Origin of the sequence: Citrobacter sp. MGH106 (assembly GCF_001037495.1) — a bacterium.
GTDB lineage: Bacteria > Pseudomonadota > Gammaproteobacteria > Enterobacterales > Enterobacteriaceae > Citrobacter > Citrobacter murliniae.
Map to the genome: position 1 here is coordinate 2,349,936 of NZ_KQ089822.1, position 14,507 is coordinate 2,364,442.

The following is a 14,507-nucleotide window of genomic DNA, read 5'->3' on the forward strand; positions in this document are numbered from 1 at the left end:
GCCGGAAAAGATGAGAACGATGAAAGGGCTACAGGATCAGCCCTTCCATTGATTGAATTTTACTTACTGTCGATGCGTCGTCTTCCGCTGGCGTCAGTAACCTTCTCACCGTCTTCCTTGGTAAAAGCCCCCTTCTGTGGCTGTGGAAGAATATCCAGCACGACCTCCGACGGTCGGCACAGACGCGTTCCCAGCGGTGTCACCACAATTGGACGGTTAATCAGGATCGGATACTGCAACATAAACTCGATGAGCTGTTCATCAGTAAAACGATCTTCATCAAGCCCCAACACTTCATACGGTTCAACGTTTCTACGCAGCAGTGCCCGTACCGCAATCCCCATCTCTGCAATGAGTTTGACCAGTTCGTCACGCGATGGCGGTGTTTCAAGGTAATGGATAACGGTCGGCTCAGTACCGCTGTTACGGATCATCTCCAGGGTGTTGCGCGACGTACCGCATGCCGGATTGTGATAGATAGTAATATTGCTCATTTCAGTATCTCATTACAAAGTAAAAGAGAGGCGTAACGCCAGTGCAGCCAGCGTGACAAACAGCACAGGCAAAGTCATGATAATCCCGGTGCGGAAGTAATATCCCCACGTGATTGTCATATTCTTCTGTGAGAGAACATGCAGCCAGAGCAGCGTTGCCAGGCTACCGATCGGTGTAATTTTCGGCCCCAGATCGCAACCAATAACGTTGGCATAAATCATCGCTTCTTTAATCACCCCTGTTGCGGTACTGCCATCAATAGACAGCGCGCCAACCAGCACAGTAGGCATATTGTTCATAATGGAAGACAGAAACGCTGTCAGGAAACCTGTACCCAAGGTAGCTGCCCAGAGCCCTCTGTCCGCCAGCACGTTCAGTAGCCCGGAGAGAGACTCCGTCAGCCCGGCATTACGCAAACCATAGACCACCAGATACATTCCCAGCGAGAAAATGACAATCTGCCAGGGTGCGCCGCGTAACACTTTACCCGTGTTAATGGCATGGCCCCGTTTAGCAACAGCAAACAAGATGGCTGCCCCAACTGCCGCGATTGCGCTAACCGGAATACCAAGCGGCTCAAGAATGAAAAAGCCAATCAGAAGAAGGATCAAAACTATCCAGCCCGTTCTGAATGTTGCCGGGTCCTTAATCGCCTTTGCAGGGACCTCCAGCCGGGCCAGATCGTAAGTGGGTGGAATATCCTTGCGGAAGAACAGATGCAGCATCAGCAGCGTGGCAACAATAGCAGCGATATCCACTGGCACCATGACCGACGCATATTCCGAGAATCCAAGCCCGAAGAAATCTGCCGAAACGATATTTACCAGGTTCGACACAATAAGCGGCAGACTGGCCGTATCAGCAATAAATCCGGCAGCCATAACGAATGCCAGTGTAGTGCTTTTACTGAACCCCAGAGCCAGCAGCATGGCGATAACAATAGGCGTTAAAATAAGCGCCGCGCCATCATTGGCAAACAGCGCTGCGACCGCCGCACCAAGCAGAACGATATACGTAAATAGCAAACGACCACGACCATGGCCCCAACGAGAAACGTGCAGTGCAGCCCATTCGAAAAAACCGGACTCATCGAGCAGCAGGCTGATAATAATAACAGCAATAAATGTCGCTGTTGCGTTCCAGACGATATTCCACACCACCGGAATATCACCGATTTGTACAACGCCAGAAATCAGTGCGAGTACAGCGCCGAATGTGGCGCTCCAGCCGATCCCTAATCCCTTCGGCTGCCAGATAACCAAAACAATGGTCAGGACAAAAATAGCGCCTGCCAGTAACATAAATCCTCCAGACAGGGCGACAGAGTTGCCCTGTAAATACTTTCAATTAACCCACCAGACCTCTGAGTTTTTCGATGCCGCCAGGTTCTGATGCAAGTAATGGAACCAGTGCTATACGCGTAGCATGTTGTTGCTTGACAGCCTCAATCTGCGGTATCTCCTGCCGGGCACGTTGACACAGCAGTGGCGAGCGCGTGTCTGCAATAGAGAGGCTGTTGTTGATAATCCAGCCCCAGGGCTGAATCCCCGCCCGTTCAAGATCGGCCTGCAAATTTGCGGCCTCCAGCACCGGAGTCGTTTCAGGCAACGTGACCAGTAGCACTTTGGTTCGCTCCGGGTCCTGAAGCTGCATCATTGGCGTTGTAAAGTGTCCTTTATTCCCCATTTTCCGGGCAATCTCGCGGTGATAAGCCCCTGTAGCGTCCAGAAGTAAAAGCGTATGTCCTGTAGGAGCCGTATCCATGACAACAAACCGCTTTGCTGCTTCGCGGATCACACGGGAAAATGCCTGGAATACCGCAATCTCTTCAGTGCAGGGAGAACGTAAATCTTCTTCCAGCAGTCGCTTCCCGGCGTCATCCAGACTCCTGCCCTTTGTCTCAAGAACATGCTGGCGATAGCGTTCGGTTTCATCGTGCGGGTTGATCCTGCTGACCTGCAGATTATTGATGCTGCCGTTGAGGGTTGTGCTGAGATGTGCGGCAGGATCTGATGTCGTGAGATGCACATCAAATCCCATGTCCGCAAGCCTGACGGCTATAGCAGCCGCCAGCGTTGTTTTACCGACGCCACCTTTCCCCATAAGCATAACCAGACCGTGCTCACTGCGGGCGATATCATTGACCATCTCAGAGAGAGACAAATTCTCAGGCTGGTACTGATTAACCTGTTCAGGTATCGATGCAGCCTCAGCACGCATAGTGAAAAGATTTTTCAGCGCGGATACGCCAACCATGTTCACCGGTTGAAGAAATAAGGTGTCTGTCGGCAGGCCAGATAAACCGGCGGGAAGATTTGCCAGAGTCTGCTGCTCCCGTTGCCATATAGCTGCGGCTAATGTGTCGCCTACCGCTTCGGTTTCTGGCAATACGCCATTAATGACCAGATACTGGTTATTAAGACCAATCGCGGCGAGTTCCTCATGAGTACGTGAAACTTCACGTAATGTTGAACTTTGCAATCGTGCGACCAGTACCAGCCGGGTACGCTCGGGATCGGACAACGCCTCAACAGCATGAGTATATTGTTCGCGCTGTTTTTCCAGCCCGGCCATTGGCCCCAGGCAGGAAGCACCATCCGGATTACTTTCAATAAAGCTGCTCCAGGCGCCGGGAAGTTGCAGCAGGCGGATAGTATGGCCTGTCGGCGCGGTATCAAAAATAATGTGATCAAAGCGGGTCAGCAGATCCGCATCAGTCAGCAAGCCGGTGAACTCATCAAATGCCGCGATTTCCGTCGTGCATGCCCCCGAGAGCTGCTCACTGATGCTGTTAACAACATCATCAGGCAGAAGCCCTTTAATAGGATCGACGATCCTGGCCCGGTATTGCTGAGCGGCGGCCTGCGGATCGATCTCCAGAGCAGACAATCCCGGCACAGACTTCACGGGAAGAATGGTGTTGCCGATAGTCTGATCGAATACCTGACCAACATTCGAGGCGGGGTCCGTGCTAACCAGCAAAACTCGCTTGCCCTGCTCAGCCAGACGGATAGCCGTCGCGCAGGAAATGGAGGTTTTACCCACTCCGCCCTTACCAGTAAAAAACAGATAAGGCGGGATATTCTGTAAGAAACGCATACGTCCTCCTGACATACTCAACAACAGGAACTCTTACCACCACAGCAGCTTGTCGGTGCTAATCCCACCTTCTCCAGTGGAATGCCAAACCAGCGAGCCAGTTCAGCACGTTTTGGATAACGTCCTGCCATCACCGTTTCTCCATCCAGTAATAGCAATGGAAGTCCTTCAGCACCTGAAACCTCAAGGAATGTTTTTGCTTTCGCGTTCTGTACAAAACTCATGGGTTGTTGCGCGAGGTTGTAGCGCTCAACCTGAATCCCGCGTTGTTTCAGCCATTGCACATCGGCAGAGAAATCGACCAAAACCTGATCGACATCGCTTCCACAAACGCCGGTACTGCAACACATAGCCGGATCAAACACCGTTAACGTTTTCATCTTCAACACCTCACATTCGAAAAAACATATATGTTTAGGAAAATTTTTTAGATACAAACAGCTTTGCCGTTACCAGAGCAATTTGCCGATGCCAGCTTACGGGCGATAGCTTGTACGTCGTCCTGTTGGCTTAACCAGGCCTGCTCGATAACCTGCGCCGCCCACGAAGGAATATGCGGAGATAAGCGGTAATGAACCCACTTCCCCTGCTTGCGATCCAACAGTAATCCACTTTCTCGCAACATCGCCAGATGACGTGAAATCTTAGGCTGCGACTGATCCAATGCCGTACAGAGATCGCACACGCACAACTCCCCCATCTCCCGGAGTAATAGCACGATACCGAGACGGGTCTCGTCAGAAAGGTTTTTGAACAACTGTAGGGATGAAATTTGCGACATAATAACCTCCTGCCATGGGGTAAGTTTCTCTCTGCGTAGATGAAAAGTCAAAAACATATTCTTTTTATCGAATATGTTTTCAATATTCAAAGAAGCCCCTCTCTGAAAATTCATCTTGAAATGAAGCCCCCACCGCTTGTACCAGCAGCGGTGGGGATCCATTAGTGCGAGTAATTTTCAGGTTTGGCTATAAGATGATCCAGCGAATACGTAGAGGTAACATACGAGTCACTTAACGGAATCTGTGAGGTATCACCGGCATGTCCTGGATTTGCAGGTGCTGCAGCAATTGTCCCATGATGAGTTTCGCCAACTTTCATCAACAGGGTAATGTCGGCGATTTCATGTAACTCATGCGCCAGATCGCTAAGATCCACTTTCCCATGCTCGCCGCTTTCTTTACCGGTAAAGATGCTATGACCTTTTTCATCGGGTTGACCTGCTTCACCATGATGAAAATTGAAAGCAAACGAATCATGATTATCATCAAACAGCTTGCCTAATCCACTGTCGTGCCGTGCTGCATGATGGTTTTTATCCGCAATATGAAACTCCTGCTTTCCATGATGAATGGGGGCGTCGACTATCACATCAACATGCTGTGATTGCCGTGTCACATTGCCATGGTCATCATGCGCCATCACCGAAACAATCACGTCGTTGTGTCCGCTAAGAAGACTGTCGGTCTGAACCGGAATGTCATAGCTCAGATGCCCATGAGTTTCATGCAATCTTGCATCGTATTGTTTACCGTTAATCGTCGCGCTAACGTGATCGCCTTTGTGTACATCCCCGTCTATAAAACCCGTAATGTGATTGAACGGGTTGCGCGCTTCATGCCAATCGATACGGTTATCACCCGTCACTTTATTCACAATGATCGTGGCATCAGCATGAGTATCCAACACCACGTTCTGATGCCAGGCCGGTGTGACTTTGTTGCCCGCACCATCTGTTGCCCGCACACTCACCGTGAAATCATTGTCTCCTTCATGCAACCACCCTTTCTTCACTTCAACGTCATAGCCCAGGTGATTGCCGACGGTGACCACTTTAGTTTGAACAGCGTGACCATTAACCAACAGCGTGACAATATCGCCATCCTTTGCATCACCATCAACCACGCCGCTGACAGAAATATGACCAGATTCTGCCGCATTGATGATGTTATCCGACGCGACGGGATCCATGCTGATGGAAGCATCAGCATGCGTATCCAGTATGACAGTCTGAGTTGTGGTCGAGGTTGCCGTATTACCAGCAGCATCCTTACCGCTAACGGTAACCGTAACGCTATTTTCACCTTCGTTGAGGACATTACTATCAACGGGGATGTCATAGGTCAGTGAACTATGATGCTTGTCAGTATGTTCAACGATAATGCCAGTATAAGTATGACCATTAACGGCGAGCGTTACCGTATCACCAGCATGAACATCACCCTGCACACTCCCCATAATTGCCGTCTTCCCTGACATCAGTTCAGACAAATTAACTTTGCCATCGCCCGCAATCGTATTAACGTGAATACTGTTTTCCGCATGTTGGTCAATGATCAGTTTATTGGCTTCGCACAAGGTTACCGTATTTCCAACAGCATCAACTCCTGTGACCGTATAGGTAATTTCCGGGTTCTGAAGCAGTTCAGAGGTATTAACCAGTACTTTAAAGGTTAATTCACCGCTCGGACCATGTTCAATTATCGCGTTCAGATCATTGCCGTTAACATGCACAATCACGTTATTACCCGCATGCACATCGCCAGTAACTGTGCCGCTGATCTCCGTCGTCGGTTTTTGGCTGTCATCCAGATTAAGCACATTGTCATCTGAGACTTTGTTGATATGCAGCTCCACATCAGCATGATCATCGATAGCCACCGCTCTGACGGCACGCTGGCTAAAGGAATTTCCTGCATCGTCTGTGCCGGAAACAGTCACTGTAATCGTTGGCGTGTCGGTTGGATGGGCTTTTAATTCAGCCGTCAGCTCTGCTTTTAAATCTGCCGTATCGACTTTCATCGTGTAGCCAGGCTGTCCGTTCATGCCAGGCAGTTCGATGACTTTGCCAACAGTCAGATGACCATTGAGCATGATTTTCACGTCATCACCGATCCGGGCGTCACCACCAACCACACCACTAATTTCAGTCTGCTGGGAACTGAGATCTTTCGCGCTGAGGATATTGTCACCTGAAACGGTATTAACGGTGATAGTTGCCGAGGCAGTCGTATCCACACCTATAGTGCGGTCCGCGAAGCATCAATCGAGTTTTGCGCTGTATCATTCCCGGTCACTTTCGCATCAATACGGTGTTCGGCCAGCAGATCGACAGTCCTGATATCTGCTTTGAAAGCCATATCCGGCGCAATTTTGGCATGATACTTGTGGTTATTAACCGTCAGCGTGACATATTCGCCAGGATTCACATCGCCTGACACGGTACCGGTTATTTGTGTGACAGGACTCTTTGTTTCTGACAGGTTAAGGACGTTGTCATCCGTAACACTATTGATCGTTACCGTCGCCTTAACGTCGGTATCAACGGCAATCGTTTTACCATCCGTTACCGTCATTACGTTGCCATGATCGTCGTTGCCGGTCACGCTGGCGGCAATAACAGGGTCGTGACGTAAGTCGTCAATGCTTATCTCTTTGCTGAATCTCAGTACATGACTGGCATCTTCAAACACCTGCGTCGTAATTTGGTGGCCGTTAACGGTCAATGTTACGTTGCTTCCCGTATGTACATTGTCACCGGTTACGGTACCGCTAACGGTCGTCGTGCCAGACCGGGATTCCACACTATTAATAACATTGTCACCGGCTATATCATCGAGCTTAATTGTGGCGCTGACATCAGTATCAATAATCAGTGGTTTAGACACAGTAACAATCTGGCTGCCATGATCATTATGGGCCGTGACTGTCGCTGTAATATCCGGATGATTAATGAGATTTTGCGTATCAACGCTAATCTCATAACCGTACTCGCCCGGCAAGTTAGGACGTTCAGTAACATAGCCGGTATAGCTGTCTTTTCCGATATGTAAGGTCACCTCATCACCCAGGTTCACATCGCCTGAGACTGTGCCGCGGATAACCGTGTGCGGTGACTGCGAATCCGACTGGTTAATAATGTCGTTACCTGCAACCGGATTTAAGGTGATAACGGCATGTGGTTGGTCGTTATGAGGTTGCGTGGTGGTGTTGCCATTATTGCTGGTCGCTGGCCACGGAACATTAGCATGTATCTGAGCGCTTGCCGTTTCACTATTACCGTAAGGATCGGTGCTGGTTATCTCTACTCTGACATCGGCATTATTATCTAAATCGTGCGCGTTAATATAAACAGGGTTGCCGGTTGCAGCATCAATAAGGCGATCGCCGTTAAATCCAAGATGACCATCAGAATATTTCTGCACCGCCGTTTCATAGTTTTTCCCGTTGGCGAAGATTTTAACCACATCGCCTTCTTTTGCGTCACCACCAACCGTTCCCTCAATGACCCAAAAATCCCGGGAGCCGTTAAGTGTTAATGACCCCACTTTTATTTCCGCATCAGCCCGTGTATCAATATTTATAGTATGATCAGACTCAGCCAGAACGGTATTACCTGCTGCGTCGTAACCCATTACAGAAGCGTGGATCACGGGCTTACTATCACCTGAAATTAAATCTGCAGTACTGACATCAATGCTGTAGTGAAGACCACCACCTTGATCGCTAACGCAGCCAAAATAATGCTGTCCATTTACAATTAACTCAACCCGATCGCCACTATGGACATCGCCACTAACAAGACCAGTGACAGTCGTATATTCCTGATGCGCTTCGGTATTGTTAATGACGTTATCGTCAGTAACAGAGTCAATCGTAATGGTTGCATAAGCACGATCATCCCTTGATACATCGTGTGTCGCCCCGGCTGTTATGGTATTGCCTGCTGCATCGCTGGCATTAACCGTTGCAACAATATGCGGATCAGCAAGCAAATCTGCAGTACTGGCGGCAAAGGAATATCCCAGCTTGTTATCAAGATATGCCTGAGGCTTCACTTCAACATCGTACGTATGACCATTCACCGTAAGATGCACGAATTCTCCCGCGTTAATATTTCCGGTGACCAAACCATTAATGACAGTGGTCGGTGACGATTGATCCAGCTGATTAAGGACATCGTCGCCTGAAATAATATTGATAGTCACCGTAGCATCCGCGTGATCATCAATGCCAACAAGGTGTTCAGCCGCTACCACTGCACTATTTTGCGCTGCATCTGTCACGCCGATACTGGCGTATATTTTATGATCGCCAGAATGAATATCCGTGGTTTCCACCGCGATACGGTAGCCCATCTGGTTATTCCCCAGGTCTTCCACTGTCCCGTGATAAACATGGTTATTCACTGTCAATGTCAGCGGATCACCGACGTGCATTTCGCCGGTTACATTGCCGGTTACCAGGGTAAAGCGGTGATTAAGCTCTTCATCGTTTAGCGTGTTATCTGCTGTCACAGGATCCACCGTAATGGTGGCATCAACATGTGTATCGACAACAATATCCTGCTTAGCTTCAATGAGGGCCGTGTTATTGGCGTTATCAGTGACAGAAATCGAGGCTCTGAGGTGCGGATCACTCATCAAATCGTAGGTGCTGACATCAATACTGTAATGAAGGTTAGCGTCCACACGACCGGTTAAATCAAGGCCATTAACATGCAGAGTCACCAAATCGCCTTCTTTCGCGTCGCCACTTACCGTCCCGGTAATGGTTGTGAACTCATGTCCCGACTCTGCGGCGTTGATCATATTGTCATGATTAGCGGTCACCGGGTCGATGGTAATCGTCGCCTCCGCATTCAGATCGACCACTAATTCTTTCGACGCCTCCACGAGCTGTCTGTTACCAGCCGCATCCTGACCCGTAATATGCGCTGTTATCGTATGATGTGGATCGGCAAGCATGTCTCTTGTCAGCACATCGACATTGTAACCCAGCGTCCCATTCTGATGTGCAAGCGACGCCACAACCGTCTCATAGTTTCGCCCGTTCACCGTGACGACAACTTTGTCGCCCGCATGGACATCTTCCCCACTCACAGTTCCGGATACTTTAGTGAAATGCTCTCTCGACTCTGAATGGTTGATGATGTCATCACCCGTCACTGGATCAACAGTGATACTCACATCCGCGTGGTTATCAATATGGACAATGTGTTCGGTGGTCTGGATGACTTCGTTTTGCACGTGATCAAACGAAGTTACCGTCGCGGTAACTTTAACGTCCGAATCGATATGTCCGCGATTATCGCTGAATGCGTAGGAATCAACCGCAATACTGTAGCCCAGTTGATGGTCAGGTAACTCCACGACATGCCCGGAATAGTGATATCCGTTAATCTTGAGCACGACATCATCACCCACCTTCGCATCGCCCCCCACAATGCCAGTGAGAGTTTGTTTGGGTGTCTCCAGTTCACTGTAGTTAAGTACGTTGTCATTCGTCACTGCACCAATGGAAATTGTGGCGTGGGCCTGTCTGTCAAGAGTGACCTGGTGATGCTCAACTGAACTCGCCGTGTTTCCTGCATCATCATTACCCGTTACCGTCACCTGCACATCATTTTTACCTTCACGGAGGTAATGTGTTGGCACCGCAACCTCATAACGCAGATGTCCGTTATCGACCACCACTACGCCATTAACAGTATGGCCGTTGACGCTCACAACAACAGGATCGCCCGCATGTACATCGCCACTGACTTTGCCACTGATAATCATCGGCATACGGGACTCGCTGGCATTCACGATGTTATCCCCATCCACCGTATCAATGTTCAGCGCGTTGTTGGCATGGCTATCCAGAATGATAGTTTTATGCTCAACGGCAATAGCCGTGTTCCCGGCGTTATCGACGCCAGTAACCATCACCTGCACATCGTTTTTGCCTTCAACAAGCGCGCTATGCGGCACGGTGACATGATAGCCGAGATGGCCATTTACCTCTGAAACTAAGCCTGTATAACTGTTGCCATTTACGCTGATCACGACAGGATCGCCTGCTTGTGCATCACCACGAACAGTGCCGCTAATTTCCGCAGACTCATGGGCGTTGACGGTATCATCTCCCGCCACGATACCGATCGTCACCTCATTATGCGCATGACGATCAACGGTAATGACCCTATGCTCATAAGCAACCGCTTCGTTTCCCAGGTGGTCATGACTGGTCAACATGACCTTCACATTATTCTTGCCTTCGTGCAGCACACTGGTCGGTACAGGCACGCTGTAATACAGATGACCGGCAACACCCGCCACTTCACCAGCATAATCCCGGCCATTCACAGTAATAACGACCGGATCGCCTGCCTGAGCGTCACCACCGACATTGCCACTGATCAAGGTTGGCAGACGAGATTCATTCATATTAATGATGTTATCGCCCGCAACCGTGCCAATATGCACCTCGTTAGACGCGAAGTTATCAATATGAACCGTATGTTCGGTAATGACGGTGACTTCATTGTGAGCGGCGTCATGAGAGGTGACCGAGGCGGTGAATTTAATATCTCCGTCAATCATGGCGTGATTATCACCAAATACCGCAGGATCCACAGAGATTTTATATCCCAGCGTTCCATCACCGAGATCGACAACGTTATCGATGAATTTATGCCCGTTAATATCCAGAGTCACGACATCGCCGCGACGAGCATCCCCACCGACTGTTCCGCTAATTATCTGCTTTTGCGCGTTCATTTCTGCGTGGCTTAGTGTGTTATCTTTCGTCACGCGATCAACGCTGACGGAAGCATCCGCATGGGTGTCCAGCACGACGTTTTGATGCGCCAGCGCAATCGCTTCGTTGCCCACCTTGTCATGACTGATCACGTTGACCAGGACGTCGTTGTCACCTTCCTGAAGGAGACCCGGCGAAATCGCGACTTTATAATGCAGTTGCCCGTGGCCATCTTCAACGACCCGACCGGCAAAGCTCTGCCCCTGTACCTGCACCACAATCCGATCACCCGCTCTGGCATCCTTCCCGCTCACTACGCCAGTAATAAAGGTGTCATGCTGTGATTCCGCAGCGTTCACTACGTTATCGCCCGAGACCGTTCTGATAACCACAGCATTTTCGGCATGGTTATCAAGATGGACCGTGTGCTCTGTCGTCTGAGTGACAACGTTACCGGCTTTATCATGGGCGGTGACGCTGACAGTGAACCTCAAATCGGCATTTACTTCACCGCCGTTATTACCCAATGCGCCGGCATCCACCGGGATGCGGTAACCCAGCGAACCGTCGTTCAGGACGATAACGTCTCCGGTGAAATGCTGCCCACGGATATCAATATCAACTCGATCTCCCGGACGAGCATCCCCGCCTACGCTGCCATGAACCCATTGCTTCGCATCCAGCTCATCGTGGTTCAGTACATTATCTTTTGTCACTGCATCCACGCTTATCGTGGCATCGGCATGGGTGTCCAGCACCACATTATGGTGCGCTACTGCGATCGCTTCGTTGCCTGCTTTATCGTGACTGGTCACCTTAACCTGGACGTCGTTGTCACCGTCCAGAAGTACGCCCGGCGTTACTGCGATTTTATACTGTAACTGGCCTCCAGCATGGGCAAACGCTTCGCCCACGAAGTCCTTTCCGTTTACATGCACCACAACCCTGTCGCCCGCTCTGGCATCCTTCCCGCTCACTACACCGGTAACATAAGTGTCATGCTGCGATTCCGCCGCATTCACTACGTTATCGCCCGAGACCGTTCTGATATCCACGGTGTTAAAGGCGTAAGTATCCAGCGTCACATTTTTGTGCTCGACAGCTATCGCTTCGTTGCCCGCCATATCATGGCTCACCACCATGACCTGCACGTTATTGTGGCCCTCACCCAGCGCATGGCCTGGTACAGGGACGGCATAACGTAGATGACCGTTGTCATCCAACACCTTGCCGTAAAACGTCATTCCGTTAACCGTGACTATCACACGGTCCCCTGACTGCGCATCACCAGCGACATCTCCGCTAATGACTGTCGGCATACGATTTTCGATGGCATTTACTGTGTTGTCGCCAGCCACGGTTCCGATGGTCAGAGAATTATCAGCCTGCGTATCAAGCGTGATTGTCTTGTACACTACTGAAATCGACGAGTTGCCAGATGAATCAACGCCGGAAACCATCACCTCTACATCATTACGACCTTCGTTTAACGTACCGTTCGGTACAGCGACGTTGTATCGCAGTGTGCCGTTTTCATCACTCACCGTACCGTAAAACGGTAATCCGTTAACACTGACCACCACAGGGTCTCCGGCCTGAGAATCTCCGGTCACAACACCACTGATAAACGTTGGCATACGGTTTTCCATCGCGTTTACCACATCTTCGCCAGCAACGGTGTTAATGCTTAGCTCGTTGTGGGCAAACCTGTCGAGGGTGACAATTTTGTGCTCAGTAGCAATAGCTTCATTACCAGCAGCATCATGACTGATAACCTGGACCAGGACATCGTTTTCACCTTCGCGAAGCCGGTTTGTCGGGACAACAACCTCGTAACGCAACTGACCGTTATCACTGACGACAACCCCATGGGTATCATGCCCCCCAACAGTCACCGTCACCTGATCCCCCGCTTTGGCATCGCCACCGACGAAACCAGTAATCATAACGGGCATGCGGGCTTCATTTGAATTGACGATGTTATCGTCAGCAACAGTACCAATCGTGACGGTGTTATGAATATCCAGATCGATATCAACATGATGGCGGGTTGAGGCTTGCGATGTATTACCTGCAGCATCCGTCGACGTCACAGTGGCTTGAACATGGGGATCGGAGAGCAATCCCTGAGTGGAGACGTTGATTTGATAACCCAGCTTACCATTACCCAAATCGATAACAGTGTTGGTATAGGTCTGCCCGTCTACCAATAAAATGACTTTATCGCCAATCTTTGCATCACCCGCAACAATACCGTGAATTAGCGTCTGCCGATTATGGGACTCCGCGATATTGATAACGTTATCTGGCGTAACACTGTCTATGGTGATGCTGTCATGCAAAGCGATGGTGTCAATAACTGCGACAGAGGTACTTTGCGCAGTACGGCCCGAAACGTCTGTAGCCGTTGCCTCTACGGTAATACGCCCTTCAACCATTTGGCTTAAATCAGGCCGTGCTGCCCAGTGACCGTCAGTCACAGCTACATCGATGATTAATGTGTTTTTCTGGCTATCAGTGAAAATGAGCGTGACATGATTTTGGTTGCTGGTACCGCTAACGCTGGCATGATTTATTTCATTTTTACTTACGTAGCCATCGTTACCCGCAAAATCATCAATGTGAACCACGGGAGGAAGAACATGGAGGGCACCAGCTGAATCGCTTGCTGCGACGCCGCTATCAGGTAATCTACGCTCCCATTCTGGCTCACCGATCCCCCGCGTTTTGAAACCAGCCGTCGGGTTCACTATCTGCCCGGTAAGCTCCAGTTGCACCAGAGTATGTCCACCGCCGCCACCTTCAATCTGTACTGGAGGTTCATTACCGGCGGCAGGCGCTTCAAATGATTTAGTCGGGTCTTCACCTGATGCAATCGCATTCTGTAACGATGCAACATCCTGATTGTTATGATCATCGGAGTTTACGGTGTGCAGGCCATTCTCGCCCCATTGACTGTTTCGTCCAAGATCCAGGATTCGGCCATCAGACAGCGCTACGCTAACCGCACCGTTGCTGCCGGTAATAACCTCTTCACCGCTGTAAATTCTGTCACCTTCTTTCAGGAGGCGCTGCGAGCCATCCGCTTCCATGACATAAACCTGGCCAACTATCGTTTTAATCACACCGAGTAAATTACTCACAGCTTTCTCTCCTGGAGAACATCATTATTTTTATAAAAAATAAATATATTAAATAGCCACACCCTAAATAACTTGAATTGCAGGAAGGCAGCCAACACCTAAGCGGTTTAAGTATGATGGGTATATACAAAAAATCATTCAAGTTGCATCAAGGCGGCAAGTGAGTGAATCCCGATGAGCTCACTCTGGTAAGTGATTCGGGCGAACGAACGTAGCCAACGCCGAGGCAGCTTGAAGGATGCCGTG

The 14,507-nt window shown here is 49.8% G+C and carries 7 protein-coding genes; all 7 read right to left on the reverse strand.

Going from position 1 to position 14,507, the window contains the following annotated elements; genetic code table 11:
• Positions 1-59: 59 nt before the first annotated feature.
• The 7 genes from arsC to SK36_RS24690 all read right to left on the reverse strand — a co-directional run bounded on the left by arsC (position 60) and on the right by SK36_RS24690 (position 14,261).
• Positions 60-494 (reverse strand): glutaredoxin-dependent arsenate reductase, encoded by a 435-nt coding sequence (arsC, locus tag SK36_RS11130; RefSeq protein WP_048221543.1) that lies wholly within the window; start codon positions 492-494, stop codon positions 60-62.
• Positions 495-506: 12 nt separating this feature from the next.
• On the reverse strand, positions 507-1,796 hold the full coding sequence (locus tag SK36_RS11135; protein ID WP_048221544.1) for an arsenic transporter: 1,290 nt from the start codon (positions 1,794-1,796) through the stop codon (positions 507-509).
• A gap of 46 nt (positions 1,797-1,842) precedes the next feature.
• Positions 1,843-3,594 carry an arsenical pump-driving ATPase gene (arsA, locus tag SK36_RS11140; RefSeq protein WP_048221545.1) on the reverse strand — a complete coding sequence of 584 codons (1,752 nt, stop codon included), beginning with the start codon at positions 3,592-3,594 and terminating at the stop codon, positions 1,843-1,845.
• A gap of 17 nt (positions 3,595-3,611) precedes the next feature.
• Positions 3,612-3,974: an arsenite efflux transporter metallochaperone ArsD gene (arsD, locus tag SK36_RS11145; protein WP_045442366.1), complete on the reverse strand. Its 363-nt coding sequence runs from the start codon at positions 3,972-3,974 to the stop codon at positions 3,612-3,614.
• A gap of 47 nt (positions 3,975-4,021) precedes the next feature.
• Positions 4,022-4,375 carry an As(III)-sensing metalloregulatory transcriptional repressor ArsR gene (gene arsR, locus SK36_RS11150; RefSeq protein WP_045449582.1) on the reverse strand — a complete coding sequence of 118 codons (354 nt, stop codon included), beginning with the start codon at positions 4,373-4,375 and terminating at the stop codon, positions 4,022-4,024.
• Between the two features lie 161 nt (positions 4,376-4,536).
• Complete coding sequence (locus tag SK36_RS11155; RefSeq protein ID WP_048221546.1) at positions 4,537-6,612, reverse strand: Ig-like domain-containing protein; 2,076 nt, start codon at positions 6,610-6,612, stop codon at positions 4,537-4,539.
• 2 nt (positions 6,613-6,614) lie between these two features.
• Entirely contained in the window at positions 6,615-14,261 is a 7,647-nt protein-coding gene (locus SK36_RS24690; protein WP_053069240.1) for a retention module-containing protein, read from the reverse strand.
• Positions 14,262-14,507 lie beyond the last annotated feature (246 nt).

Coding starts and splice junctions, on each gene's coding strand:
- arsC (WP_048221543.1), bottom strand. CDS start 494: ATGAGCAATATTACTATCTATCACAATCCGGCATGCGGTACGTCGCGC.
- SK36_RS11135 (WP_048221544.1), bottom strand. CDS start 1,796: ATGTTACTGGCAGGCGCTATTTTTGTCCTGACCATTGTTTTGGTTATC.
- arsA (WP_048221545.1), bottom strand. CDS start 3,594: ATGCGTTTCTTACAGAATATCCCGCCTTATCTGTTTTTTACTGGTAAG.
- arsD (WP_045442366.1), bottom strand. CDS start 3,974: ATGAAAACGTTAACGGTGTTTGATCCGGCTATGTGTTGCAGTACCGGC.
- arsR (WP_045449582.1), bottom strand. CDS start 4,375: ATGTCGCAAATTTCATCCCTACAGTTGTTCAAAAACCTTTCTGACGAG.